Annotated in this window: 25 protein-coding genes and 1 pseudogene; 10 read left to right on the top strand and 16 right to left on the bottom strand. The window is 56.6% G+C overall.

Translation table 11 applies throughout. From position 1 onward, the window contains the following. Positions 1-100: 100 nt before the first annotated feature. The 3 genes and pseudogenes from SD70_RS11150 to SD70_RS11140 form a co-directional block, all read right to left on the bottom strand. Positions 101-2,355, bottom strand: a pseudogene (locus tag SD70_RS11150) (ATP-binding cassette domain-containing protein). Between the two features lie 286 nt (positions 2,356-2,641). Then, positions 2,642-3,040, bottom strand: a complete 399-nt coding sequence (locus SD70_RS11145; RefSeq protein WP_041047645.1) for an SRPBCC family protein — start codon at positions 3,038-3,040, stop codon at positions 2,642-2,644. Then, a complete protein-coding gene (locus tag SD70_RS11140; protein ID WP_041047644.1) occupies positions 3,037-3,366 on the bottom strand; it encodes an ArsR/SmtB family transcription factor in 330 nt (109 codons plus the stop codon). The genes SD70_RS11145 and SD70_RS11140 overlap by 4 nt, the downstream gene beginning before the upstream one ends. Positions 3,367-3,754: 388 nt before the next feature. Between SD70_RS11140 and SD70_RS11135 the strand changes: the two genes are divergently transcribed. Genes SD70_RS11135 through SD70_RS11115 form a run of 5 tightly spaced genes read left to right on the top strand, consistent with a single transcriptional unit; the run spans position 3,755 to position 9,635 of the window. Further along, positions 3,755-4,765 carry a LacI family DNA-binding transcriptional regulator gene (locus SD70_RS11135; RefSeq protein WP_041047643.1) on the top strand — a complete coding sequence of 337 codons (1,011 nt, stop codon included), beginning with the start codon at positions 3,755-3,757 and terminating at the stop codon, positions 4,763-4,765. Continuing rightward, positions 4,762-5,571 carry a Cof-type HAD-IIB family hydrolase gene (locus SD70_RS11130; protein WP_197080999.1) on the top strand — a complete coding sequence of 270 codons (810 nt, stop codon included), beginning with the start codon at positions 4,762-4,764 and terminating at the stop codon, positions 5,569-5,571. Before SD70_RS11135 ends, SD70_RS11130 begins: the two co-directional genes overlap by 4 nt. A 40-nt stretch (positions 5,572-5,611) precedes the next feature. Then, on the top strand, positions 5,612-6,721 hold the full coding sequence (locus SD70_RS11125) for an ABC transporter substrate-binding protein (protein WP_041047642.1): 1,110 nt from the start codon (positions 5,612-5,614) through the stop codon (positions 6,719-6,721). 45 nt (positions 6,722-6,766) lie between these two features. Continuing rightward, a complete protein-coding gene (locus tag SD70_RS11120; protein ID WP_231571154.1) occupies positions 6,767-8,680 on the top strand; it encodes an ABC transporter permease in 1,914 nt (637 codons plus the stop codon). Further along, positions 8,586-9,635, top strand: coding sequence for an ABC transporter ATP-binding protein (locus SD70_RS11115; protein WP_197080998.1), 1,050 nt, complete (start codon positions 8,586-8,588; stop codon positions 9,633-9,635). The genes SD70_RS11120 and SD70_RS11115 overlap by 95 nt, the downstream gene beginning before the upstream one ends. Positions 9,636-9,866: 231 nt before the next feature. On the opposite strand, the gene SD70_RS11110 is transcribed toward SD70_RS11115, so the two are convergent. The 6 genes from SD70_RS11110 to SD70_RS11085 all read right to left on the bottom strand — a co-directional run bounded on the left by SD70_RS11110 (position 9,867) and on the right by SD70_RS11085 (position 14,701). Further along, complete coding sequence (locus SD70_RS11110) at positions 9,867-10,073, bottom strand: hypothetical protein (protein ID WP_041047641.1); 207 nt, start codon at positions 10,071-10,073, stop codon at positions 9,867-9,869. Positions 10,074-10,169: 96 nt separating this feature from the next. Further along, the gene (gene ssuE, locus SD70_RS11105; protein WP_041047640.1) at positions 10,170-10,700 is read right to left on the bottom strand and encodes an NADPH-dependent FMN reductase; all 531 of its coding nucleotides are present in this window, start codon (positions 10,698-10,700) and stop codon (positions 10,170-10,172) included. Between the two features lie 18 nt (positions 10,701-10,718). Further along, positions 10,719-11,756, bottom strand: a complete 1,038-nt coding sequence (locus SD70_RS11100; RefSeq protein WP_082053265.1) for an aliphatic sulfonate ABC transporter substrate-binding protein — start codon at positions 11,754-11,756, stop codon at positions 10,719-10,721. A gap of 43 nt (positions 11,757-11,799) precedes the next feature. Continuing rightward, positions 11,800-12,678, bottom strand: a complete 879-nt coding sequence (locus SD70_RS11095) for an ABC transporter permease (protein ID WP_041047638.1) — start codon at positions 12,676-12,678, stop codon at positions 11,800-11,802. A gap of 30 nt (positions 12,679-12,708) precedes the next feature. After that, the gene (locus SD70_RS11090; RefSeq protein WP_041047637.1) at positions 12,709-13,488 is read right to left on the bottom strand and encodes an ABC transporter ATP-binding protein; all 780 of its coding nucleotides are present in this window, start codon (positions 13,486-13,488) and stop codon (positions 12,709-12,711) included. 25 nt (positions 13,489-13,513) lie between these two features. After that, positions 13,514-14,701 (bottom strand): LLM class flavin-dependent oxidoreductase, encoded by a 1,188-nt coding sequence (locus SD70_RS11085; RefSeq protein ID WP_041047636.1) that lies wholly within the window; start codon positions 14,699-14,701, stop codon positions 13,514-13,516. A gap of 319 nt (positions 14,702-15,020) precedes the next feature. On the opposite strand from SD70_RS11085, the gene SD70_RS11080 reads away from it, so the two are divergent. Continuing rightward, positions 15,021-16,448 (top strand): serine hydrolase domain-containing protein, encoded by a 1,428-nt coding sequence (locus tag SD70_RS11080; protein ID WP_041047635.1) that lies wholly within the window; start codon positions 15,021-15,023, stop codon positions 16,446-16,448. Here the strand turns inward: SD70_RS11080 and SD70_RS11075 are convergent. Beyond that, a complete protein-coding gene (locus SD70_RS11075) occupies positions 16,427-16,702 on the bottom strand; it encodes a hypothetical protein (protein WP_041047634.1) in 276 nt (91 codons plus the stop codon). The genes SD70_RS11080 and SD70_RS11075 overlap by 22 nt on opposite strands. 208 nt (positions 16,703-16,910) lie before the next feature. Between SD70_RS11075 and SD70_RS11070 the strand changes: the two genes are divergently transcribed. The 3 genes from SD70_RS11070 to SD70_RS11060 all read left to right on the top strand — a co-directional run bounded on the left by SD70_RS11070 (position 16,911) and on the right by SD70_RS11060 (position 19,893). Then, the gene (locus tag SD70_RS11070) at positions 16,911-17,168 is read left to right on the top strand and encodes a hypothetical protein (RefSeq protein WP_156157979.1); all 258 of its coding nucleotides are present in this window, start codon (positions 16,911-16,913) and stop codon (positions 17,166-17,168) included. An 81-nt stretch (positions 17,169-17,249) separates the two neighbouring features. Next, positions 17,250-18,491, top strand: coding sequence for an LOG family protein (locus tag SD70_RS11065; protein ID WP_197080997.1), 1,242 nt, complete (start codon positions 17,250-17,252; stop codon positions 18,489-18,491). 64 nt (positions 18,492-18,555) lie between these two features. After that, entirely contained in the window at positions 18,556-19,893 is a 1,338-nt protein-coding gene (locus SD70_RS11060) for a WD40/YVTN/BNR-like repeat-containing protein (RefSeq protein WP_052487293.1), read from the top strand. Here SD70_RS11060 and SD70_RS34730 read toward each other — a convergent pair. After that, the gene (locus tag SD70_RS34730) at positions 19,837-20,307 is read right to left on the bottom strand and encodes a CBS domain-containing protein (RefSeq protein WP_041047631.1); all 471 of its coding nucleotides are present in this window, start codon (positions 20,305-20,307) and stop codon (positions 19,837-19,839) included. The two genes, SD70_RS11060 and SD70_RS34730, sit on opposite strands and share 57 nt — an antisense overlap. A 224-nt stretch (positions 20,308-20,531) precedes the next feature. On the opposite strand from SD70_RS34730, the gene SD70_RS11050 reads away from it, so the two are divergent. Then, the gene (locus SD70_RS11050) at positions 20,532-20,945 is read left to right on the top strand and encodes a hypothetical protein (protein ID WP_041047630.1); all 414 of its coding nucleotides are present in this window, start codon (positions 20,532-20,534) and stop codon (positions 20,943-20,945) included. Between the two features lie 126 nt (positions 20,946-21,071). On the opposite strand, the gene SD70_RS11045 is transcribed toward SD70_RS11050, so the two are convergent. Genes SD70_RS11045 through SD70_RS11030 form a run of 5 tightly spaced genes read right to left on the bottom strand, consistent with a single transcriptional unit; the run spans position 21,072 to position 24,995 of the window. Then, positions 21,072-21,926 carry a MurR/RpiR family transcriptional regulator gene (locus SD70_RS11045; protein WP_041047629.1) on the bottom strand — a complete coding sequence of 285 codons (855 nt, stop codon included), beginning with the start codon at positions 21,924-21,926 and terminating at the stop codon, positions 21,072-21,074. Between the two features lie 4 nt (positions 21,927-21,930). Then, a complete protein-coding gene (locus SD70_RS11040) occupies positions 21,931-22,899 on the bottom strand; it encodes an ABC transporter ATP-binding protein (protein ID WP_041047628.1) in 969 nt (322 codons plus the stop codon). Further along, the gene (locus tag SD70_RS39765; RefSeq protein WP_331436766.1) at positions 22,896-23,111 is read right to left on the bottom strand and encodes an oligopeptide/dipeptide ABC transporter ATP-binding protein; all 216 of its coding nucleotides are present in this window, start codon (positions 23,109-23,111) and stop codon (positions 22,896-22,898) included. The genes SD70_RS11040 and SD70_RS39765 overlap by 4 nt, the downstream gene beginning before the upstream one ends. Next, on the bottom strand, positions 23,066-23,866 hold the full coding sequence (locus SD70_RS11035) for an ABC transporter ATP-binding protein (protein ID WP_331436765.1): 801 nt from the start codon (positions 23,864-23,866) through the stop codon (positions 23,066-23,068). The genes SD70_RS39765 and SD70_RS11035 overlap by 46 nt, the downstream gene beginning before the upstream one ends. Before the next feature lie 16 nt (positions 23,867-23,882). Continuing rightward, complete coding sequence (locus SD70_RS11030; RefSeq protein ID WP_052487292.1) at positions 23,883-24,995, bottom strand: serine hydrolase domain-containing protein; 1,113 nt, start codon at positions 24,993-24,995, stop codon at positions 23,883-23,885.

Below are 24,995 nucleotides of genomic sequence, written 5' to 3'. Positions count from 1 at the left end.
TCCGCTCGTTCCGCAAGCAGGAAGGAATGACGCCCGGCCAATACCGGGAAGCCCGCCGCAAGTCGTTGAGAATTGCAGCTTCAAGGGCTTCCAGGTTGAGTTACATCAAGTATCTTCCCGTGATCGACTGCTCCGCATGGATGATCTGCGAAGGCAGGCCCTCGAACACCACCTGGCCGCCCTTGCTCCCTCCGTCCGGTCCCATATCGATGATCCAATCCGCCTGGCTGATCACGTCGAGGTTGTGTTCGATGACGATCACCGTATTGCCGGCATCCACAAGGCGGTTCATAATCCCCAGAAGGTGACCGATATCAGACATATGCAGGCCGGTTGTCGGCTCGTCCATCACGTAGATGCTGCCTTTCTTATGCAGCTCGCTTGCCAGCTTGATGCGCTGGCATTCCCCGCCCGAGAGCGTGCTGAGCGGCTGGCCGAGTGTAATATAGTTCAGCCCCACATCGCTCATCGCCTGGAGCTTGCGCACAACCTCTTTTAGCTCAAAAAAATCCAACGCCTGCTCCACAGTCATCTCCAGCACTTCAGCAATTGACTTGCCGTTCAGCTTGTACGCGAGCACCTCTTCCTTGAACCGTCTGCCTCCGCATACTTCGCATGGCAGCTTTACGCTGTCGAGGTATGCAAGGTCTGCATACACGACGCCCAGCCCTTGGCAGTTCTCGCAAGCTCCCTTGGAGTTGAAAGTGAACAAGCTTGGTTCACCTTGTTTGCGGAAGCAAACGCCTTGCGCACATCGTCCATAATGCCCGTGTAGGTCGCGGGATTCGAGCGTGTTGACGCGCCTACCGCCGATTGGTCGATGACGATCGCATCCGGATGCTGGCTGAGGAATACTTCGTTAATCAGCGTACTCTTGCCCGAGCCGGCGACACCAGTAACTACGGTCAGCACTCCGGTTGGAATATCTACATTCACGTTCCGCAGGTTATGCAATGTGGCATCCTTGATGGATAGCTTGCCGGACGGCTGCCTGCAATCGTGCTTCAGCCGGAGCGGCCGCTTCATATGGGTGCCTGTCAGCGTACCTGACTCCAGCAGGCCTTGGAAGCTTCCTTCATACACGATGGTACCGCCGCGGCTGCCGGCGTGAGGCCCGACGTCGACGATATGATCCGCCACCTTGATCACGTCGGGATCGTGCTCGACGACAATCACGGTATTGCCCTTGTCGCGCAGCTTCTGAAGCAGCCCGTTTAACCGGTGTACATCACGGGGATGCAGGCCGACGCTGGGCTCATCGAAGATGTAAGTGACATCCACCAAACTGCCGCTCAGGTGCTTCACCATCTTGACACGCTGCGACTCTCCGCCGGACAACGTATCCGTCTCACGGTCCAGCGTCAAGTAGTCAAGTCCGATATCCACCAGATGCTGCAAGCGCTCCGTCAGCGCCCCCACGACCGGCGCCGCGACAGGGTCGTCAATCTCCCGAATGACGCGGATGAGCTGTCCGACCTCCATGGAGGACATCTCCGCAATGTTGAGTCCATTGATCCTGCAGCTGAGCGCGGCCTGACTGAGTCTCGCGCCGTGGCAGCTGGAGCAGGGACCCTCGGAGATGTACGGCGCAACAGCTCGTTGTGTGCGCTCAGACATCGTTTTCAAATCCCGCTTGATGTACTTGCCCGTGAACTTCTCAATGACGCCTTCCACTGTAATATTCACTGCCTTGCCGGCGAAATTCATCTCCACTTTCCTCGCCTTGGCGTACAGCAGCTTCTCCAGCTCCTCATCCGAATAATCGCTCAGCTTCTTATCGAGATCGAAGGACCCCGACTGCACGATCATGTTCCATTCCCAGCCGTTCACCGCATAGTCCGGCAGCAGGATTGCCCCTTCATTCAACGACTTTGACATGTCCAGCGCTTTGCTCATGTCGACGCACAGACTGCGGCCGATCCCGTTGCACTCGGGACACATGCCCTTCGGATCGTTAAACGAGAACATGAACGCCGGTCCGACATAGGGCTGTCCCACTCTGGAAAAAAGAAGACGGAGAATGGGAGAAATATCGGTAATCGTGCCCATCGTGGAATGGGAACCGCCGCCCAGCCGCTTCTGATCCACAACAACCGCCATGCTGAGATTTTCGATCGCGTCCGCATCCGGCTGCGGAAAACGCGGCAGAAAGTTGCGGACGAACGTGCTGAAGTTTTCGTTCAGCAGACGCTGGGACTCGGTGGCAATCGTATCGAAAACGATCGACGATTTGCCGGATCCGGATACACCGGTGAAGATCGTGATCTTCCGCTTGGGAATGCGCAAGGATACGTTCTTGAGATTGTTTTCCCTCGCACCCGAGATTACGATATACTCCTGATTAGAGTCGCTCATGATTAACACCCTTCCAATTGTGTTCATTTCTGCTCATTTTCACATTGTACCATTCATCGTGCCTGAAAAGCCGGGCAGCCCGAACTTGCATATGTTATTGTTCTAACGAGGGAAGTGGTGCGATACATATTTTCGAATATTCAGGGTGTATCACATTGTCCGAATCAACATAAACCGGCTGCAAACTGCAAGCAGCCGGCTTATGTTGATTCGGGTCAAGCAGGGTTCAACTTCCGTACCCAATCATTTAGCGTCGGGGAAGGAGATATTTGTGTACCGAATGCGGTTATTGTTCCAACATCTTTCCAAGCTCGCCGCACATTGCACTCCAGCCATACTTGGCTCCACCCAGTGCTTGTTCATTGGAAATTCCGGTTTGTTCGAGATGAAGGTTAACCTTTCCGTCCCCTAAATCCTGCAGCGTCCAAGTGACCGTGTTCTCCTGCCCTGCGCTGACCCAAGTATAGGACAACCGTCTTGGTTCGTCCACGATAAGCACTTCGCCGTCAATAATTCCATTCCACCCTCCGACCGGCTGAGTGCGAAAATGAAAACGGTGTCCTACGACAGGCTTAAAATCATTTTCCATGGTCCACTTGGCAAGCTTGCTTGAATCGGTTAAGGCGGACCAAAGCTTCTCGATCGATGTCTTGTACTGAAAATCCAAGGTTAATGTTAAACTCATTCTTCTTCCTCCTCTAATAGCTGGTTCAAACGCAACATATTCGTACTCCAGAACTTGCTGTAGAAAGCCACCCAATCTTGAATTTCTCTGAGCGGAGAGGCGTTTAGCCTGAATCGCGTTTCTCTGCCGACTTTTCGGTCAAGTACCAGTCCGGCTTCTTTCAGGATTGCCAAATGCTTGGATACCGCTGTCCGGCCCATTTGAAAATGTGCCGTTAATTCATGAAGCGGTATCTCCCCTGCCTCCGCTATCAGACGAATCAGCCGGCGTCTAGTTGGATCTGCAATCGCGTCAAATACATCCCGCAACTGGTTGTTCTCGCTCACAACACCCTCTCCAAAATACTATTTGAAATCTATTGGCGGTACGAAGGGAAAGCCGTTAATTCGCCACCTCCTCATCATTGTTTCAAACTTTCCAAATGACTAACCCTAATTGGACACCGTTTAGTGACACTTTGATTATAGGACACCGTTTGGTGTCGTGTCAACAACATGAATATTCCGATTGAGCCCGCTCCGGATCCCCCGGATAATTGCCGGAGCCTGGCAACGTAAAAACCAGCGCTCGGGCTACACGCCGCCCGCAACGCCTCGGCAATAAAAATTCCAACCTGTATTGAAAGCGCTGCACAGTTGTAGTATGATTACAGCAAACGTTACCGGAAACGTTTCCGGTAACGTTTGTGGAAAAGATTCAGACGGAGGTGTGAAGTTGGCCAACATCAAGGATATCGCCAAACATCTCGGTGTTTCCGTTTCGACCGTTTCCCGCGCGATGAACGGTCATCCCGACGTATCGGAAGAAACGAAGAAACAAGTTTTGGAGGCGGTCCGGGCTTTGAACTACCGGCCCAACGCTATTGCCAAAGGGCTCATTCAGAAAAAAACGTTTACGATCGGGCTCATGATACCCGACATCTCGGATCCGTTCTTCTCCAGCATGGCGAACGGCGTCGAGGAGACGCTGTCCGAACGCGGGTACCAGGTCGTTTACGGCAATACGAACCGCAATCCGAACAAGGAAAAGCAATTTATCGCCAACGCGATCCAGCGGCAGTTCGACGGGCTGATTATTACGCCCGATTTTTGGGACGAGGAGTTCGCTGGCCTGCTCGCCGAGCTGGAAATGCCGGTCGTGCTGCTGCGGCGGAGAACGCCGCAAGGCTTGTCGATGCCTTACGTCGACGTCGATCACTACCGCGCCGCAACCGAGGCGGTCAATTACTTGATCGGCTTGGGGCACCGAAATATCGGGTTTATCGGCATGCCCGCGACTTCGTTTAGCGGCAGCGAAAGGCTGCGCGGTTATATGGACACGATGCGGGAGCACGGCCTGCTGCCGGCCGAGCCCGATGTCGTCGCCGGAGGCCGGACGATCGCATTCGGTCGCGAAGCGATGGAGATGCTGCATGAAGGCAATCCGCAGCTGACCGCCGTATTCGCCGCCAACGACTTGCTCGGAATCGGCGCTCTCGAATGGGCCGCCATCCGCGGCATACCGGTCCCCGACCAGCTCTCCGTCATCGGGTACGACAATTTGGAATATGCCGATCTGCATTGGATTCAATTGACGACGATGGCGCAGCCGCGCCGGGAAATGGGAAGCAAGGCGGCTCACATGCTGCTGCAAATGATTGCGGATAAAGAAACGCTGCCCGGCTCCGAGCTGCTGGAGGCGAACCTGATCATTCGACGTTCATGCAAAGAGAGGCCGACAACTTGAAGAAAACGTTGATCGTCACGGATATGGACGGAACTTTGCTGGACCGTTTCCAATCCGTCAGCTTGGAAAACTTGGCCGCCATCAGGCGTTTCAAGGCGGATGGAGGGCTGTTCACGCTGGCGACAGGCCGCATGGAAGCTGCGGTCCTGCCCTATATCAGCCAATTGGAAATCGATCTGCCGGTCATTTTGTACAACGGAGCCAAAATTTATTCGCCTGTTACGGGCACGGTCATTTACGAGAAACATGTGACCGTCCCGCAGCCGCTTTGGAAGCGTTTCACCGGCTGGCTATCCGGCGATACCGCTCTTCTTGTATACCGTCAAGGCGGCGTATACGCCCCGCTCCGCAACGGAGTGCTGGAGCTGCACGAACGGAAAGAAGGCGTGCGCTGCGGGCAAATGCGGGACGAGTGGATCGACGAGCCGATTACGAAAATTTTATTTATCGGCCCCCGGCAGCAGCTGGAGAGCGTCGAAGCGATCATTGCGGACAGCGGGCTCCGCTGCGAAACCGTGTATTCGGACGCCGACTACCTCGAGCTGCTGCCCGCAGGAGCGAGCAAAGGGGCCGCCCTTCGGGAGCTGCAGCGCCTGCTGCAAATAGACGGCTTGTACACCGTTGCGCTCGGCGATAACATGAATGACGTTTCGATGCTGCAGGAAGCGGACCTCGGCATCGCCGTGGAGAACGCCGCCGAGCGGCTCAAGGAAGTTGCCGACGCTGTTACGGTTCATCACGAGAAGCACGCCTTGGCCGCGGTTATCCGCGAAATCGCAGGGCGGCAATCGGCAGACGGACGATAAGCAATACGCACTATTTTTCTACATAAGGGAGGATTCGAACATGAAAAAAAGTTTCGCATTTTTTCGACTTGCACTTGTGCTGCTCCTGACTGTCGGCCTCGCCGCGTGCGGCGCCGGGAGCCCGGGCGGCGGCGCAGCCGAGCCGAAAGCCGGCGAAAGCGCCAAACCCGCCGAAGCCCCGAAAGCGGCAGGCAAAGAGTCGAAGCAGCTGACGATGTATACCGCTTATCCGGAAGAGGAAGTCGTCAATTACGCCGCCGAATTCGAAAAGGCGACCGGAATCAAAGTGAAGTATGTCCGTCTGTCGGCAGGCGAAGCGTTCGCCCGTTTGCAGGCGGAGAAAAACAACCCGCAAGCGAGCGTATGGTACGGCGGACCGTCCGATACGTTCGTCGCAGCGGCGAAAGAAGGACTTTTGGAGAAATATACGCCGCAAGGCGTCGATAAGCTGCCGAAGGAATATTTGGACAAAGACGGTTATTGGACGCCGCTCTACGTCGGCGCGCTCGCTTTTGCCGTCAATACCGACTGGCTCAAGAAAAACAACGTCAAAGCGCCCGAATCGTGGGAAGATTTGCTGAAGCCCGAATTCAAGAAAAACATTTCCATTGCGCATCCGGGCGCCTCGGGCACGGCGTATACCGTGCTGGCTTCGCTCGTGCAAATGAACGGCGAAGACAAAGCTTTCGACTACTTGAAAAAGCTGGACGCCAACGTGCTCCAGTATACGAAGGCCGGTGCGGCGCCGGCGAAGCAAGCGGGACTCGGGGAGGCGGCGGTCGGCATTTCGTTCGCCCACGACATTTTGAAGCCGAAGTCGGAGGGCTATCCGCTCACGGTCGTGTTCCCGAAAGAAGGAACCGGCTACGAAGTCGGAGCCGTCGCCTTAATTAAAGGCGCGCCGGCAGCGGAAGCGGACAACGCCAAGAAGTTCATCGACTGGGCGATCAGCAAAAATGCGCAGGAGCTGTACGACAAATATAAATCGTTCCGCCTTCCGGTCAATACCGAAGCGAAAGTGTCCGACGGCCTGACCAAAATCAGCGATCTCAAAACGATCAAGTACGACGCCGTCTGGGCCGGAGAGAAACGCAAAGAGCTCGTGAACAAATTCAACGAGAAGATCAAAGGGCAGGATGCGGCGAAATAACGGGGAGGCGCCATAGCCTCCCTGCATGAAAGGAGCAGAAGCATTTTGAGCAACCACGATACCGCCGCAAGCTTGAAACCGAATTCGCTGGCCTCGGCGCAGGGCTCGCAGCTGAAACGGCTGTGGAAGGAGCCTTGGCTGCTCGCACTTATCGCTGTCATTTTCATCTCATTGCTATTGTTTACCGTATATCCCATTTATCAGGTGTTGAAAGTGACTTTGCTCGGCGACGCGGGGCTCGATTTGTCCGCCATCGCCAGTACCGTAGGAAGCCGTTCGTTTCTTCACGCGTTCTGGAACAGCATTCGGTTAGGTGTCATCGCCGCGCTGTGCAGCACGCTGATCGGCTTCGTATTCGCTTACGCCAACACTCGCACGAGCATGAAAGGAAAATCGTGCTTTCATCTCGTTGCGCTGCTGCCGATCATCTCTCCCCCGTTCGTGATGGCGCTGTCCGTCATTCTCCTGTTCGGGCGCAACGGACTCATCACGCACGGCCTGTTCGGGTGGCAAGGTTCGAACGTTTACGGATTAACCAGTCTGGTCGTCATCCAGACGCTGTCGTTTTTCCCTATCGCTTACATGAATTTAAAAGGGGTCCTCGAGTCGATCGACACATCGGTGGAAAATGCCGCGCTCAACCTGGGGGCGTCCCGCTGGAAAGTGTTCAGCACGATTACGCTGCCTTTGGCCGTTCCCGGCATTTTCAGCTCGCTCCTCCTTGTATTCATTAAATCGATTGAGGATTTCGGCAACCCGACGGTCATCGCCGGCGATTACTCCACTTTGGCTGTAAACGCTTACTTGCAAATAACCGGCATGTACGATTTGCGCGGGGGCGCCATTATGGCGGTAGCCATCCTGTTCCCGGCGATGACGACGTATTTGCTGCAAAAATATTGGATCAGCAAAAAATCGTACGTCACCGTTACCGGCAAACCGTCCCAGCGCGAAATGCCGATTCGGGAACGGTACATCGTGGTGCCGCTGTTCGCTTTTTGCACGCTCGTAACCGGCGCGATCGTGCTGTTTTACGGAACCGTCGTCTGGGGCGCGTTCGTCAAAGTGTGGGGCGTCAATAACTCGCTGACCTTAAACAATTTTGCCTATATTGTCAGCCGGGGCTTCGATTCGATCGTCAATTCGCTGACGCTGTCGGTCATCTCGACGCCGATCACCGCTATGCTCGGCATGATTATCGCCTATCTGATCATCCGCAAAAAGTTTATCGGCAAAAAGTGGATGGAGCTCAGCTCCATGCTCACGTTCGCGGTGCCCGGCACGGTCGTCGGCATCGGCTACATTCTCGCCTTCAACGAGAAGCCGCTGCTGCTGACGGGAACCGCCGCCATCATCGTCATCTGCCTGACGTTCCGCAACATGCCGGTCGGCATTGATTGCGGCACGAACAGCTTGCGCCAAGTCGATCCGGCGATCGAAGAAGCGTCGGCCGTACTCGGAGCGAGCGGCTACACGACGTTCCGCAAAATTTCGCTGCCGCTCATGCGTCCGGCTCTATTTTCGGCGCTCGTCTATTCGTTCGTCAAATCGATGACGTCGATCAGCGCGATCATCTTCCTCGTCTCCGTCAATTGGAATTTGATGACGGTTACGATTCTTTCGCAGGTGGAAGGCAGCCGGCTCGGCGTGGCAGCGGCGTATTGCACGATCCTGATCGCGATCGTGCTGGCCGCTCTGGGTATTTTGCAGCTGCTGATGGGCGGACTCGCACGGAAAACAGGAGGACAGCTTAACTATGAGCGTAAACTTGGAAACGGCACAATCGTCGAAAGTCACATTCGCCGATATCGTCAAACAATTCCCGGGCCATTCCGGCGAGGAACCGGTATATGCCGTCAACCGTGTGACGCTGGACATCGAACCGGGCGAAATGGTGACGCTGCTCGGTCCGTCCGGCTGCGGCAAAACGACGACGCTCCGCATGCTGGCCGGGTTTGAAACGCCTACCTCGGGAGCGATTTACATCAATGGGCAAGACATCAACCATTTGCCGCCGAACAAACGCGATATCGGGATGGTGTTCCAAAGCTACGCCTTGTTCCCCCATATGACCGTGTACGAGAACGTCGCTTACGGCTTGCGCGTCAAAAACGTCCCCAAAGCCGAGCTCGCGCAGCGGGTCAACCGGGTGCTGGAGCTCATGCATCTGGACAAAATGAAAGACCGCCTCCCTTCCCTGCTCTCGGGCGGACAACAGCAGCGCGTGGCGCTGGCGCGGGCGGTCGTCACCGAGCCGAAGGTGCTGCTGTTCGACGAGCCCCTGTCCAACCTCGACGCCAAGCTGCGCGAATACATGCGCGACGAGCTGCACAAAATTCAGCGCCGGCTCGGCATTACGAGCCTGTACGTGACCCACGACCAGGCGGAAGCGATGGCGATTTCGGACAAAGTGGTCATTATGAACAAAGGGGAAATTCAGCAGATCGGCTCCCCCAGGCAAATTTATATGAGACCCCGCAATCAATTCGTCGCCAATTTCATGGGCAAAGCGAATTTCGTCGAGGCGGTCGTCGAGCGTGCGGATTCGGCTCACATCGCGCTCTGCCTGCTCGGGCAAAGCTTGGTTATTCCGCAAGACGCAGGCTTCGCCGTGAAGCCGCACGACCGGGTCGATTGCGTCATCCGCCCGGAGTTTTGGCGCATCGACGCCGAGGGCAAGTTCGAAGGCACTATTTCCAGAGCGATTTATCTCGGGTACTGTGTCGAATACGAAATCGATCTGGGCGGGCAAAAGGTCGTTGCCGTCGACTATCATCATCATTTGCACGAGCCGAAGCAAGCGGGAGACCGGGTACGGCTCGGGCTCGCGCGAGTCGATTACGATTTTGCAAGAGCCCGCACGTTGAATCAGCCATTCTTGCGTACCAGTTTGTTGAGTATGTCTGCCCAATAGCTTAATGGAGCTGCCGGTTTTGTTCACGCGGCAGCTCCTAGGTGTAAATGTATTGCAGCTCATTGTACCCGTTAGCCAACCATGCCCCGCTTCGCGGCACCACAGACAATGAAAATGGGTCCTCTCTTCTGCCGATATCATCGTTACGGCTGGCGGTCCCGCTCGCCGGTTATGCCGACAATAACGCAGCCCCCATCCGGTTCCGGATGGGGGCTGCGTTTTTGCTGCGGGTCAGTCGTTATCGTTGACGTTCATGACGCCGCCGGCGACATCCTGCGTCGCGTCCACAGCGTTCTGCATCGCATCGCCGGTCGCGTTCGTGGCGTTTTGTACGGCATCGCCGGTCGCATCCGCGGCGTTCTGCACGAAGTCGGTTGTCGCCTGCGCTGCGTTCGTTACGGCTTCCGCCGTTCTTTCAAGCCATGATTCCTGGGCCATAATGAGCACTCCTTCAACTGTTATTGGCAGAGCCAACACTTAAGGTTTCCAATATTTGTACAATTATGCATCGTAAAAACGAAACGTTTAAACAGCTCAATGCCGGAGCGCATCCGTCAATTGCCGGACATTGCGGCTAAGCCGTTCTTGCAAAGCTTCGGCCACTTCGTATTCGCCGTTTTCTTTGGCCGTTACATCGGTATCGACGGCATATACGCCGCTCACGATGTGGCGGGCGCCAAGCGCCGCAAGCACGGGCTTCAGCGCGTATTCGTTGACGAGCAGGTGCGCGAGCGTGCCGCCGATGGCGACGGGCAGCAGCACCTTGCCGGCAAGCGCGTTTTGCGGCAGCAGGTCCAAATAGCTTTTGAGCACCCCGGTGTAAGCCGCTTTATATACCGGCGTCGCGACGATGACGCCGTCCGCGCGCTCCACCTCCGCGTTCGCTTGCGCGATGCGCTCGCTTTCAAAGCGGGCATAGATCAAATCGTCGGGCGGCAAATCGCGGACCTGGATCCGGCTTGCCGTATGCCCCTCGCTCTCCAATTCGCGCTCGATGAAGCCGAGCAGTCCGTTCAGGCGCGTCTGCTGCGACGGACTGCCGGCGATAATCGCGATATGAGCCATATGGAATTCCCCTTCCTCTTACTTGTTTTCTTTAAGCTCCTTCAGCGCTTGCTCGACATACTTGCTGTCCAGCACTTTGGAGACGTCCAGCTTTTTATTGATAGCGTGCACCCCGTACAAGAAATCCGCCTGCTCTTGGTGGGCTTTGGCAAAATCCGGCGTAATCGGCGACAAAATAGGGGCCGATTTTTTCAGCACCTCGCTGACGATTTGGCGGTCGAGCTTTTGCGTCGCGACGAACTGGTCCGTCACTTCGTCCAGGTGGGAGGCGTAATACGCCCGGGCCTGTTCGTACGTTTTCAGGAAAAGCACGGTCAGGTCGGGATGCTCCTGCGTAAATTTGGTGCGGGCGACGAGAAAGCTGGGAGCGTTGATGTTCAAATCCGCTCCGGTCACCAGTATTTTCGCGCCGGTTTGGAATACCGCCGTCGTCGCGTAGGGCTCCCATATCGACCACGCGTCGATCGCCCCGGAATCGAGCGCCGGCCGCGCCTCGTCCGGCTGCAGCTGAATGACGTTTACGTCTTCGCCTTTCAGACCGGCCCGATTGATGGCCATGTAAAGAAAATTGTAGGCGCTGCTGCCTTTGGCGACACCGACTTTCTTCCCCTTCAAATCTTTCAAACTGGCGATCGGGCTGTTTTTCGGAACGACGATCATATTGCCTCGTTTTCCGTCGTCGGTGACCGCAATCGCTTTGAAATCAACGCCTCCCACCTGCCCCGAGATGACCGGCGTGCCGCCGACCGAGCCGAAGTCGATGCGGCCCGAGGCGATCGCCTCGAAATGCGGCGGACCGCTTTGGAACTCACTCCAGACGACGTCCGCACCCGCTTTGGCAAACGCCGTTTCGAACAGCTTTTTGTCTCTGGCATAGTTCAAAATGCCCGTCTTCCCTTGAATGCCGATAGTGACGACCGTCGCCGCCTTCCCCGCCGATTTCGCCGTCCCCTCTTGCCGCTGCTGCGGCGCGCCGGCCGCTTTGGCGCAAGCGGCCAGCACCGCTGCCGACAATACGGCGATGGCGACGGAGTACAATGCCCGTTTATTCATCATGCCACTCTCCCGTTAACAACCTGTTCCGCCTGTTTGTTTACAACTAGCCGCTGAAGCTTTCGCGCCATCTGAGCAGCTTCTTTTCCAAATGCCGCACGAGCGAATCGGTCGCCTTGCCGACGACGGCGAATATGGCGATGCCGACAAAGACGGTGGCGGTTTGCGCAAACTGCCTGGCATCCATAATCAAGTAGCCGATCCCCTCGCTTGACCCCATCAATTCCGCAACGACGAGGCCGAGCCAGGCGACCCCGAGCGACAGCCGCAGCCCCAGCAAAATGTGGGGAAGCGCCGCCGGCAGCACCAGCTTCGTCACCTGCTTGCTCCGGCTGAATTCCAGCACCCGCGCCACATCGAACAGCTTCGCGTCGACGCTGCGGATTCCTTGGAACGTCTGGATGTACAAGGGGAAAAACGCTCCGAGTGCAATCAGTAAAATTTTGGAAAATTCACCGAAGCCGAACCACAAAATAAACAGCGGCGTAATCGCCAGATGCGGCACCGTGCGCAGCATCTGAATAGAAGGATCGACGGTCTGCTCCAGCCTCCGGAACAGGCCGACGCCGAGGCCCATAAGCAGCCCGGCGGCCCCGCCCAAAACGAAGCCCAGCGCCGCGCGCCCCATGCTGACGCCCAAATGCCGGAACAGATCGCCGCTTATCAATAACTCATAGAAAGTTTTCGCGATATCCGCCGGCGTCGGCAGCAACGTTGCGGAAATGAGCCCGAACGAGCCGCACAGCTGCCAGACGGCCAAGAGGACGAGCGGGAACAGCGCGCCTCGTAGCGCGGCTTTCCCCTTCCCGTTTTCCCGCAGTTCCGAACGGTAAGCCTTCTTATGCGCTGCGGATGTGGCGGCGTCCTTCTTCGCTTCGCCAATCAGCGCATCGCCCGGCGCCTGAATGATGTCAGCCTGATTCATAACTTCTCCTCGCTTTCCTGCCGTAACGCTTCATATGCCGGAGCTGTCCACAAGCTCCAGCTCTTCGACCCGTTCGAATTCGCGCAGGACGATCGTTCTCAGCTCCTGGAACGAGGACGACGCTTTTTTGCGCGGATACGGCAGGTCGATGGGAATCGTTTTGCGGATCGTGCCGGGTCTCGCATCCATAATGACGACGCGGCCGGCCAAATAAATTGCCTCATCGATGTCATGCGTGACGAGGATCATCGTCGTGCGGTTGTTGTCCCATATATCGAGCGTAACTTCTTGCAGATGGGAGCGTGTGAAAGCGTCCAAAGCGCCGAACGGCTCGTCGAGCAGCAGCACCTTCGGGCTGCGCAGCAGCGCGCGGGCGATGGCGACGCGCTGCGACATCCCGCCGGACAGCTGGCGCGGATACGCTTTTTCGAAGCCTTGCAGCTTGACGAGCTCCACCAGCTCGCTCACCCTGCGGCGCACTTCGGGCTGCCGCAAAGACAGGTCGGCGGCGATGTTTTTCTCCACGCTCAGCCACGGAAACAGCCGATGCTCCTGGAAAACGAAGCCCAGATCGATGCCCGGCTTCGTTACCGGCTTCCCTTCCAGCAGCACTTCCCCGTCATGCTCCGTATCGAGGCCGGCCATAATTTTCAGCAAGGTGCTTTTGCCGCAACCGCTTGGCCCGATAAGCGTAATGAACTCGCCGCGCCGAACGCGCAGATCGATATTGTGCAAAGCTGTGACGGACTCCCCTTGCGGCGTCCGGAACGTTTTGTGCGGCAGACGCACGTTAAGCAGCTGTTCGCTCATAGCTGCGCTCCTTTCGCTCGGCCGCTTAGACGCTCGGCTCGAGGCTTCTCGCCGCCAGCTTTTCCTTCACGGCGGGCAGCAGCAATTCGCCGGTGTAGCGCGCTTCCTCCAGATTCGGATACCCGGACAGGATGAACGAGGAAATGCCCAGCTCGACGTATTCCAGCAGACGGTTTGCCACTTGCTCGGGCGTTCCGACGAGCAGCATCGCCCCGCCGCCGCGCACGATCGATAGTCCTGCCCACAAGTTCGGCGCCAGCACATAGTCGTTCTCCTTCGATTGTTCCCGCAGCTCGTTTTGCCGCTTCTGATTCGTGGCGTCCGTCTCGGCGAACCGTTTGGCCGAGCTATCCAGCGCATCGCGGTCCACTTTGCTGATAATGTCCCGCGCTTCGCGCCATGCCTCCTCTTCCGTTTCCCTGACGAGCACTTGCGCGCGCAGTCCGTAACGAATCGTCCGGTCGATGCCGCTTTCGGCCTTCAGCTCGGCGCGCAGCCGCTCCATCTCGTCGATTTGCTCCTTGATCATCGGCAGCGGCTCGGCCCACATCAAGTATACGTCCGCGGTTTGCACCGCCGTTTTCTTCCCGGCCGGCGAGCTCCCGCCGAAATAGAGCGGCGGATGGGGCTGCTGTACGGGAGCCGGAAAGCTCGCTCCGCCGTCGATAGTGTAATGCTTTCCTTGAAAATGGAGGCGTTCCGCGCTCTGGTAAGGCTGCTCGCCGGCCAGTCTGCCGTGCTTTTGCCCGGCCGAATTGACCCATACGCCTTTCACGATTTGCAAAAATTCGAGCGTGCGCTCATACCGTTCGTCGTGCGCATGCGCAAGCGGATCGCCTGTCGCCAGCAAATCGCCCGGACTGCCGCCGGTGACGACGTTGATCAAAGCGCGCCCGCCGGACACGTAATCGAGCGTTGCCGCCATGCGCGCGGCCAGCACCGGGGCGATAAGGCCCGGCCGCATCGCGACGAGCGGCTTGAGGACGCGGGTATGGGTGGCGATCGCCGCGCCGACGATCCAGGCATCGAGACAGCTTCCGCCCGTCGGGATGAGCGCAAACGTGAAGCCCGCCCGCTCCGCCGTCTGCGCCACCTCGATCATATAGTCCGCTGTCGATTCCCGTTCCGGCTCGGTCCCGACATACTTGCCGTCCCCCGTCGTCGGAATGAACCATCCGAATTCGACATCTTGCCCTTTGCTTTTGCCGCTCATGCTCAACACTCCTTTGGTTTGGAAAATGAAACGGAGACACGGCCTGTAGCGGCGTGTCTCCGTTTGTACGGTCAACAACTGTTCGATTTGCATCCCGTAATTCCAACTGGATCAGTCGGGATATTTCGTATGCTACCACCCGGATCAAATTCGTGTCAACCGTCCTGCCACTTTTTGCCGGGAAGATTTTATGTTTGCGGATCGCGGCGATAAGGGTTGCCGTTGAGGACGAGGAAATAGTGTTCAAAGCATGGGCTGTGCTGCTATAATTGGCAAGGAAAGGATCACCAATTTTGTTAATCGAAAGGAGACTTTAGCGATGACCGTTCAGCAACTGCCCCGCAGCACGCCCGAGCTGCAAGGAATGGCGTCCGGCGCGGTAGCGAGTTTTTTGAAAGCGGTTCAAGACCGCGGCCTGGAGCTCCACAGCTTTATGCTGGTGCGCCACGGCCACGTAGTCGCCGAAGGCTGGTGGCGTCCGTATGCGCCGGAGCGGCCGCACATGCTGTTTTCGTTGAGCAAAAGCTTCACTTCATCGGCTATCGGGCTGCTTGTGGAAGAGGGGAGGCTCTCTTTGGACGATCGGGTCGTCTCCTTTTTCCCCGAGGAAGCTCCAGCGGAGCCGCCGCCGCATTTGGCTGCGATGACGGTTCGCCATTTGCTTATGATGGGCACGGGCCATGCCGAAGATACGACGGCGCGGATGACGGAATCAGGCAACTGGGTGCATGGCTTCCTCCAGCTTCCCGTCGAGCATGAGCCCGGCACTCGCTTCGTCTACAACAGCGGCGCGACGTATATGCTTTCCGCCATTTTGCAAAAAGTGACGGGAACGACGCTGCTCGCTTACTTGCAGCCGCGGCTACTGGAGCCGCTCGGGATCGAAGGCGCGACGTGGGAAAGCTGTCCGCGCGGCATTCACGTCGGCGGCTGGGGCATGAAAATCAGGACGGAGGACATCGCCAAATTCGGTCAGCTCTATTTGCAAAAAGGGCTCTGGAACGGCCGCCGCCTGCTGAGCGAAGCCTGGGTGGAAGAAGCGACATCCAAGCACATTTCCAACGAGCCGAACAAAAACATCGACTGGGCGCAAGGGTACGGCTATCAATTTTGGCGCTGCCGGCACGGGGCTTACCGCGGAGACGGCGCGTTCGGCCAATACTGCGTCGTCATGCCGGAGCAGGACGCCGTCATCGCCATCACCTCCGGTCTCGGCGACATGCAGCCGGTCCTCGATGAAATTTGGGAGCGGCTGCTTCCGGGCATGAAATCCGAACCGCTGCCGCAGGATGAAGCTGCGTGCGCGGCGCTCGGCGAAGCGCTCGAGCGGCTCAGCCTGGAGCCGCCGCGCCACGAGCCGGCCGCGGAGCTGGAGCAGGCCGTTTCGGGCACGGTGTATGAGCTGGAGCAGCCGAATTCGGCGCAGCTGCTTACGATTGCCGTGCAGTTTCTGGAGGATCGGGCTGTTGTCCGATTCCGGAACGAACAGGGGGAGCATGCGGTCGATTTCGGCAGGAACGAATGGCTCGAAGGAACGTCCGCCTTATGGATGAGAGACGATCAGCCGCTTCACGCCTCCATGACTTGGCGCGATGCGACTACGCTTGTCCTGACGGTGAGATATGTGGAAACTCCGTTCTGCCTGACGGCGGAATGCGCGTTTGGCGACGGGAGCGTGCTGCTGACCGCCCGGCGGAACGTCGGAAACCGGGAAGCCGAGCCGATTCAAGGCAAGGCGCCCGGATGAATGTATTTCTCCATTCTGGATTGCAGCTCTGAGCCGGTGAACACGACGGAGCCCAAATCGACGCGCCGGTGGTTTCGGTAACGAAAAAACAGCTGGCCTTTTATTTTCTTCAAATCGGCGTCTACGTCCCGGACGGCCTTCTCCAAATCGGGGTTGTAAATCGCCAGAGCTGCGAGATTTTGGTGCACTTTGGACAGCAGCATGTATTCTTTGATCAGCTTGTGTTCATTCATCGCCGAGAACGGATGCTCCATCGCGCCAACCTTCTTTGTTAGAGATGTAACACATATATCGGAACCTGTATCCAAAATGTTGATATGCCTATGAAGACGGCGCCGGCTTGCGGCGCCGTTTTTGTCCTTGCATCCGCCTGACCGTGACACGAAACGACACCGGCTTTCGCGAGACTTTGCCATGTTCATCCGTTAACCTATGAAAAAAGCGATTTTCATAGGAGGATGAATGCCTGTGCAATCAAACTCGATTCCATATGCTGTCGTCGCTTCGCTGATCATCGGCACGATGCTTGCTCTGTTCATCAGCTCGGCAAGGAGAAATATAGCCATTAGCCGGATAGCAGCCAAGGAACCGCCGCCCGCCGCGGGTGGAGCTGAGCAGGCGGATGATGCTGTGCGCGGTGAGAATGACCCGGTTTACCCGTTCTATGTCGATTGCAGCCGCACTCTCGAACGTGCAGCTCCTCCACAGGCGCGGTGGTAATTCTGATGACGCATATCCATCCATATTTTGGATAATCTAATTCAAATGCAGGGCAATAGCAGCAAGAAAGGTTGGCGTCTTATGAATCGAATTCAGCTGCGCGGCACGATTATTTACGAACCGTCCGAAGATCGCTGGCGAGGATCGGGTACAGACTGGTGGATTGAACATACGATGGCTGCTACGGCAAAAATTACGTTCGAAGAGCCGATTACGTTCGATCCGTTCGACCCCATGCAAACGAAAAGCTACAGCCTCACGGTCAGCAACATTCAAGGAAACGGCGATGCAGTAACGTACAATGTCGACGAGACGGGCTTCGTTGTCACCTGGAAGCATTATAAGCCGTCCGTGTGCATGGCTTCTTTCGTCGTTTCGGGGGTTAGAGCTTCTTACGTTCCAAACGACCGCACGCTCAGCAATGAGGACAGCGTTGCGGACGTATACGCGGCGGGAATTTTATTCGATTATGAAGCCAAGTACGGCGTCATTACTGTGATGGGCTCAGCGAGCATTTCCTCGAAATCGGCCGTTAAGTCTAAGCGGCAAATCGTCGGCGAGCATGCGAGCGGATGTAAGCAGCGTATGGAAGGAGAAACGGATGCCTTCAGCAAACAGCTGCTGGAGAAGCGTCTGGCCAAAATCGAGCACCGGCTCGCCCGCCACCAAAACATTGAAGACAGAAGCACGGCTTATTGGAATTCCGCCAAAAAGTTCGGCGAGCTATGGGGTTATTACTCCGCACATGAGCAAAAGGAAGCGCTCGGCGGCTGCTACGTTCCTTTGTGCACCGGCGGCGGGCCTGGCATCATGCAGGCGGCGGCGGAAGGAGCGCGCAGCCAGCATGCCCATGTGATCGGGATCGATTGCCAATTCGGGCTTGACGATTTGTTCGACCTGCGGGACAGCTATTCCGTCTATTCCAATCAGCGTCTGCGGCTGAACAATTTCTCTATTCGCGAAGGGGTGCTCATCAACTATTCCCATGTCGTGTTGTTTTGGCCCGGAGGATACGGCACCGCTTGGGAAGTGTTCGAGCTGCTGTCGAAAATTTCCACCGGCCATTTGCGCAGGCGCCGGACGAAAGCGATTTTCGTGCATCGCGAATTTTGGCAGCCGCTGTTCGCCTTCGTCGACCATATGCGCCTGCACGGAACGGTGAACAGCTACGGGGACCGGATTAAAATACCCGGCGTCGACGATCAGTTCCCGGACGACGCTTATATTGCGGAAGTCGTGGATACGCCTGAAGAAGCATTTGCCGTAACGCGCGCCTTCGTCGAGGAGCTGTATCGCAAAAATCAGTTGACGCTTCGGGAATAATTGGGTCGCACTTCCGGCAACCTTTTTTCCGGCCGGGGTGTCTAAGAGAAAAGGAGGAATGCTTATGTTTCATTTACATCGAAAAGCATGTGCCCTGCTCTTGGCCGTGCTGCTCATTCCCGCAGGCTGTCAAAGCGCGGTGAGCAACGCAAAAACGGGAGAGGCCGGCAATGCATCTGCCCCCTCGGCCGCAGCGGGAACGCCGCCATCTTCATCGGATGGCTCGGCATCGCAGTCTGCCGCAGATTCCGCGGCAAGTTCCGGCGACGGCAAAACCGGCGGCACGGCCGCGACATCCGGCAGTGCAGCTCCGGCGGGCGGGAAGGCGGCATCCGGCGGTGCCGAGGCAGCCGGCGGCATCAGCGGCACGATCACGGCCGTCCGGATAGCGAGCGCGCAGGTCGGCTGGGTCGGCGGCAACGGATGGATCGCCCGCACCGACGACGGCGGCAAGCATTGGCACAATCAGTACGTTGGCGGCGGCACCATTCGCGAGCTGTTCGCCCTGAACGCCAAGGAGGCTTGGGCTGTTACCGAGAAGGCGGGCCTGCTCGCCACGACGGACGGCGGCAAGCATTGGACTGCAGCGGGGACGGCGCCGGTCGGGTTCCTGCATTTCGTATCGAAGAACGAGGCTTTCAGCGCGGGTGCCATAACGGTGGACGGAGGCAAAAGTTGGCGCGATTTGCCCGTTCCGGAACATATCGTCGGCGAAGCGTATTTCCACGACAAATCAGTGGGCTGGGCGGTCGTGCAAAATGGCGGCGAAGGCATCGTCGAGCGGACGACGGACGGCGGCAAATCGTGGCACCCCATCATGAGCCGCAAGCTCGTGTCGCATCTTAACGGCGCGGTCATTCGCTCGGCCGGCACGGACGACGCCTGGGTGGAATGGATCGGAGACTCCGGCATGACGCAAACGTCCTACTCGCTGTTTCACACATCCGACGGCGGCAAAAGCTGGCAGACGGTATTGGCCAAATCGACGGCCGGCGGCGGCCCGGCGCCCGGGTTCCCTCTCGGATACAGCGGCGGACCGAACAACGCTGGCTCCAAACCGGGACCGCTCTACGTCGTCGACCGCAAAACCGCGTATATGGGCGGAGAATGCCCGGCCTGCGACAAGCCGAACACGGTCGGCCATACGACGGACGGCGGCAAAACGTGGGTGAACGGCAAATCCGAGCTCCCCGGCAACGCCGGCGCCCTGCTGGCGATGGCCGACGCCACCCACGGCTGGTGGATTATCAACGACAACACGCAGCCGTCGGTGCTGTACACGACATCGGACGGCACCCATTGGAGCAAGACGTTCACGTTTCCCGCCAGCAAAAAGCCCGGCCGCTTAGTGCGGTCGGCTTTTTTTTGCGGAGCGGCTGCTCGTTTTTTTGAAATCAGCTGAACTCGAGCCATCAATCGGTGATATTGCTGGTGTAGTACTCAATGATGTCTTTGCGACGGATAATTCCGATAAAGATTTGCTTGTCTCTACGACGGGAACAAAGTTCTGGTCGGCCGCCAAGTGAAGCATATCGTCCAGATCGGCTTTTACCGAGACGCATTCGTTATGGATACGGCGTTTAATTTCATAAACTTTGACGGTGTCCAAGTTTTGGAAAGTCAATCCGGAAGTATGCTTCATTTTCCAAAATAAATCGCCTTCGGACAGCGTCCCGACGTATTTCCCCTCCTCGTCAATGACAGGTATTGCCGTATATTGGCTTTTCTCCAACATGTCCATGGCCTCCTGCATAGTAGCAGAAGAGACGATATAGGCCACTTTGTTTTTGGGGAACAAAAAATCGGATATTTGCATGTTCCGTCAAAACTCCCTTCTTCCGAATCTGAACAGGCGTTTTGTTTATTATGACATAAATTAGATGAAGTTACCCTATTTTTAAAATAATGGCTATATTAAAACTTATTGTTGATATTTGATGATGGCGAACAAATATTCTATAATGAGGGTAATATCATTGTTCGGAGATGATTTACCTAAGGTCGAAGACGATCACTTTTGATTGAGGGGGATAGTGAAGTATGTCAGAGGACAACATTCGATACGATCAAGTGAAAATTATTTGTGCAGAAGATTGTGGAAACGCGCCAAAAAAAGAATTACTTAGAGCGTTTAATGTTGCCTTTGTTTGCAACGATATCGGCTTTATTACGGAGACCATTATAGAAGATATCCAATGGAATTTTATCGGCAGCAACGTATTACAGGGTAAGGCTCAAGTTTTCAGAATGCTTGAAAAACTGATTGACAAAAAGCCAACGGAGTTAGTTATTAGCAATATAATAACGCACGGATATTCCGGTTCTTTAAACGGCATCCTAAAACTCGAAAGCAATATTAGCTACGCTTTCTGTAATATATATCGTTTCAATAGCAGTTTAAACAAAACAAAAATTAAGGAAATTACTTCTTTTATAATTGACATTTCAAAATAATAAACGATAACTGATAGCTAAATCAGCCGCCTTTCCATTAGGCGGTTTCTTTTTTATCGAAAATCAACAGATTGATTAACATAGCCAAAATAATAAGGGGCGTCCGCTACTGGGGCGCCCCTTATGTCAATTTTTCCTAGTCCGGCTAATGGCGATCCGCGTCTTCTCCAGAATCGGGATCACTTGCTCGTTTTGCCTGCTCGCATAAGCCGTATAGACGATATCGATGACGTTCAGCTGCGCGATCCGCGACGCCGTCGCCCCGCTGCGGATGTTTTGCTCGGCGGAATTCGTAAACAGGCGAATATCCGCCAGCTCGGCGACCGGCGACAAGCCGTATTTGGTCAAGGTGATGACGGTTGCTCCCTGTTTTTTCGCTTCGGTTAGCGCCTCGATGATTTCAATCGTTTTGCCGGAGTACGAAATGCCGAACGCGACATCGCCCGGCTGCATCGTGACGGCGGACGTGAGCTGGCCGTGAAAATCCGGATACGCTTCGCACCAGCGTCCGACCCGCACCAGTTTATGCTGCAAGTCCGCCGCGATCAGAAACGAGGCGCCGTGCCCCATAATGTTGATTCGCCTCGCGGCGGATAGCGCATCGACCGCCTTGTTCACTTCGTCGATCGACAGCACGGCGATCGTGTCGTCGATCGACTGCTTGTTGTTGTTGCTTACGGCTTGCACGATGTTGTCGACCGATTCCCCCATCCGGATTTCCTCATAGCCGCCGGACGACGTTTGCGCCGAAGAAAGATCGACGGCAATGCGCATCTTCAGCTCCTGAAAGCCTTTCATGTTCAGCTTCTGGCACAGCCGCGTGACGGTCGCCTCCGATACGCCGCTTAGCTCCGCCAGCCTTTGAATCGAACATTGCACCACATCGCGCGGATTGTCCAGGATGAACTCCGCCGTTTTTCGCTCAGAGGGATGGAGTTGATCCAGTATCGCCCTGATGCTGATGAGTCCTCCATTTAACACGCAATCACCTCTTGTCGACTAGATGGCACGAAACGTAATGCCCCTCCGCCTTCTCCTCCAGCCTGGGCGCCGCCATGCGGCACGCGTCGGTCGCATACGCGCAGCGCGGATGAAACGTGCAGCCGGCAGGGGGATTCGACGGGCTGGGCAAATCTCCCTTCAGCACGATCCGTTCTTTGCGCAGCTTCGGATTCGGCAATGGCACGGCGGACAGCAGCGCCTTCGTGTACGGATGCTGCGGCTCCCGGTACAGCGTCCCCTTGTCGGCGATCTCCACGATTTTGCCCAAATACATGACCGCGACCCGGTCGGAAATGTGTTTGACGACGCTTAAATCGTGGGAAATGAATATATACGTCAGCTTGAATTCCTGCTGAAGATCCTGGAGCAAATTCAAAATTTGCGCCTGTATCGACACGTCCAAAGCCGACACCGGTTCGTCCGCGACAATAAGCTTCGGCTGCAAAATCAAGGCGCGGGCGATGCCGATCCGCTGGCGCTGTCCGCCCGAAAACTCGTGCGGATAACGGTCCAAGTAATCGGCCGACAGCCCTACCTTCTCAATGACCCAGTTCACCCGGTCTTTCCGCTCTCCAGCGTTCCCGACGCGGTGCACGACGAGCGGATCGAGCAAAATTTGGCGAATCGTCTTGCGCGGATTGAGCGAAGCGAACGGATCCTGGAACACAAGCTGCATATCCCGCCGTTTGCGCCGCATCGCTTCAGCCGACAAGCCGGTCAAATCTTGCCCGTCGAACACGAGCTGGCCGGACGTCGGCTCGATCAGCCTAAGCATGCAGCGGCCGGTCGTCGACTTGCCGCAGCCCGATTCGCCGACGATGCTGAGCGTCTCCCCTTCATATACGGTAAGATCGATGCCGTCGACGGCTTTCAGCGAAGCTTTCTTCTTGCCGAATCCTGCCTGCAGGGGGAAATGCTTCGTCAGCCCCTTGACTTCGAGTAAGGCTTTCATTGCCGCTCCCCCTTATCCGCATATAACCAGCATTTGCACTCATGGCTTCCTGACGCGACCATCGGCGGCTCCTGCTTGCAGATGTCCATCGCCTTGCTGCAGCGGGGCGCGAAGCGGCAGCCCGCGGGCATGCTGCGAACCGAAGGGACGTTGCCCTGAATCGGATTCAACCGTTCCTGGTCGGCGGCCATATCGGGTATCGACTGCAGCAATCCGGCCGTGTAAGGATGGCGGGGGTCGGCGAATACCGATCTACTTCGCGATGCTCGACAATTTGTCCTGCATACATGACGATGACCCGGTCGCACATCTCCGCCACGACGCCGAGATCGTGCGTAATAAACAAGAAGGAAGTTTGCCGCTCGCGGCTAATTTTTCTCATCAGCTCGAGAATTTGCGCCTGAATGGTGACGTCCAAAGCAGTTGTAGGCTCGTCGGCGATAATGAGCTCCGGCTCGCACGCCAGAGCGATGGCGATCATGACCCGCTGCCGCATCCCGCCGGACAACTGATGCGGATAGTCGTAATAAATTTCCTCCGCACGAGGAATGCCTACCTCGTTCAGCAGCTCGATGACGCGGCGTTTGACTTCGGCATTGGGCAGCTTGTGGTGCCGCTTCAGCGGCTCGGCGATTTGCTTGCCAATCGTATGCAAAGGGTTCAGCGAAGTCATCGGCTCCTGGAAAATCATCGAGATCCCGTTGCCGCGCAGCTTGCGCATCTCCTTCTCGGAAGCGCGCAGCAGATCGGCTCCGCGAAACAGCACTTCGCCTTCCACCTTCGCGTTTTTGCCCAAGAGGCGCAGGATGGACATGCTGGTGACGCTTTTGCCGCAGCCGGACTCGCCGACGATGCCGACAATTTCCCCGGGACTTACGTGGAAGCTGATGTCGCGGACGACCGTCACCCTATCGTTCTTATCTCCAAACTGCACGTGCAAATTACGGATGTCCAATAACGGTTCCATGAACATGCCCCTTATACTAAGAAGTAAAGGAAGAAAGCAAGCTCTCCCTGAGTTGCCCGCGCCACTGCTGGATGCCAGTTCTGGCCGCGGGATGAACGCGATTCGTCAGCGCAATGCAAGTGAGCCGGTACTCCGTGTGATGCCATAGGGAGGTGCCGGTGAATCCGGTATGCCCGAATACGTGCTCCCCGTAGCACTCCCACCCGAGCCCGCGCGAGCTCGTATCGGACGACTCGCGCGGCCGGATTGCGGCGCTTCTCAGCTGTTCGGAGATGAACTCCCCGGAGCCGGAGCGCCATATATCCATATACCGGAACAAGTCGTCAATGTCGGAAAATAGCCCGGCATGGCCGCTTACCCCGTTCAGGCCGTAGAAGGCGTTGCAATCGTGAACGGTGCCGCAAATCGTTTCTTCGCGCCAGCCGAACGATTCGACGTCGGCTTTGCCGATAGCGAACGCCCCTGCGGGAAGCTCGCCGTTTTGCAGCTTTTCGATATAGTCGTAAGCCATATTTTTCTCGAAGGCGTTGCCCTTCTCGGTCGGAGCGATGTGCCGCCCCGCGCGGCCGGGCTTATAGCCGGTGCTGCTTAATCCGAGCGGCTTGATGATATGCGACGATATCACTTGCTCCAGCTCGGCGTCCCAAATGCGCTCCAATATAAATCCGAGCAGCATGAACCCGGGGTCGCTGTAAACGATTTGCGCACCGGGTGCGCCGATGAGCGGTTCGCGGCAAATGGCCGCTGCGTACTCGCCCCGTCCGTTCAATTTGACGAAGAAAGGCCGCCACGCCGGAAGCCCCGAAGTATGCGTCAGCAAATGGTACAACGTTACATGCTCACGCCGGGCATCGTCCCGGGAAGCGAATTCCGGCAGCCAGCGGATCACGGGATCGTGCAAACCGGCTTTGCCCGCTTGAATGGCGAGCAGAACGGCGGGCAGCGTGGCCACTACTTTGGTCAAAGAAGCCACGTCGAAAAGCGCAGATCGTTCCACACCCGCCGAGCATACGACCGGCTGCTCGTCGCCTATGCGAATGCCGGACACTCCGCTCGGAAACACGTCCAAGCGGGTTCCCTCAAGCAAACTGCGTTCCACATGCTGCGCCAGCTTCGTACGCAGGTCCAT

The sequence above is a fragment of the Gordoniibacillus kamchatkensis genome (assembly GCF_000829455.1).
Taxonomy (GTDB): domain Bacteria; phylum Bacillota; class Bacilli; order Paenibacillales; family NBRC-103111; genus Gordoniibacillus; species Gordoniibacillus kamchatkensis.
Note: the sequence above shows the minus strand (reverse complement) of the source record. Positions and strands in the feature narration are given on the sequence as shown.

Coding starts and splice junctions, on each gene's coding strand:
- SD70_RS11070 (WP_156157979.1), top strand. CDS start 16,911: ATGCCTGTGCAATCAAACTCGATTCCATATGCTGTCGTCGCTTCGCTG.
- SD70_RS11060 (WP_052487293.1), top strand. CDS start 18,556: ATGTTTCATTTACATCGAAAAGCATGTGCCCTGCTCTTGGCCGTGCTG.
- SD70_RS11110 (WP_041047641.1), bottom strand. CDS start 10,073: ATGGCCCAGGAATCATGGCTTGAAAGAACGGCGGAAGCCGTAACGAAC.
- SD70_RS11090 (WP_041047637.1), bottom strand. CDS start 13,488: ATGAGCGAACAGCTGCTTAACGTGCGTCTGCCGCACAAAACGTTCCGG.
- SD70_RS11125 (WP_041047642.1), top strand. CDS start 5,612: ATGAAAAAAAGTTTCGCATTTTTTCGACTTGCACTTGTGCTGCTCCTG.
- SD70_RS11095 (WP_041047638.1), bottom strand. CDS start 12,678: ATGAATCAGGCTGACATCATTCAGGCGCCGGGCGATGCGCTGATTGGC.
- SD70_RS11145 (WP_041047645.1), bottom strand. CDS start 3,040: ATGAGTTTAACATTAACCTTGGATTTTCAGTACAAGACATCGATCGAG.
- SD70_RS34730 (WP_041047631.1), bottom strand. CDS start 20,307: ATGCAAATATCCGATTTTTTGTTCCCCAAAAACAAAGTGGCCTATATC.
- ssuE (WP_041047640.1), bottom strand. CDS start 10,700: ATGGCTCATATCGCGATTATCGCCGGCAGTCCGTCGCAGCAGACGCGC.
- SD70_RS11050 (WP_041047630.1), top strand. CDS start 20,532: ATGTCAGAGGACAACATTCGATACGATCAAGTGAAAATTATTTGTGCA.
- SD70_RS11065 (WP_197080997.1), top strand. CDS start 17,250: ATGAATCGAATTCAGCTGCGCGGCACGATTATTTACGAACCGTCCGAA.
- SD70_RS11080 (WP_041047635.1), top strand. CDS start 15,021: ATGACCGTTCAGCAACTGCCCCGCAGCACGCCCGAGCTGCAAGGAATG.
- SD70_RS11035 (WP_331436765.1), bottom strand. CDS start 23,866: ATGGAACCGTTATTGGACATCCGTAATTTGCACGTGCAGTTTGGAGAT.
- SD70_RS11075 (WP_041047634.1), bottom strand. CDS start 16,702: ATGGAGCATCCGTTCTCGGCGATGAATGAACACAAGCTGATCAAAGAA.
- SD70_RS11030 (WP_052487292.1), bottom strand. CDS start 24,995: ATGGACCTGCGTACGAAGCTGGCGCAGCATGTGGAACGCAGTTTGCTT.
- SD70_RS11100 (WP_082053265.1), bottom strand. CDS start 11,756: ATGATGAATAAACGGGCATTGTACTCCGTCGCCATCGCCGTATTGTCG.
- SD70_RS11040 (WP_041047628.1), bottom strand. CDS start 22,899: ATGAAAGCCTTACTCGAAGTCAAGGGGCTGACGAAGCATTTCCCCCTG.
- SD70_RS11085 (WP_041047636.1), bottom strand. CDS start 14,701: ATGAGCGGCAAAAGCAAAGGGCAAGATGTCGAATTCGGATGGTTCATT.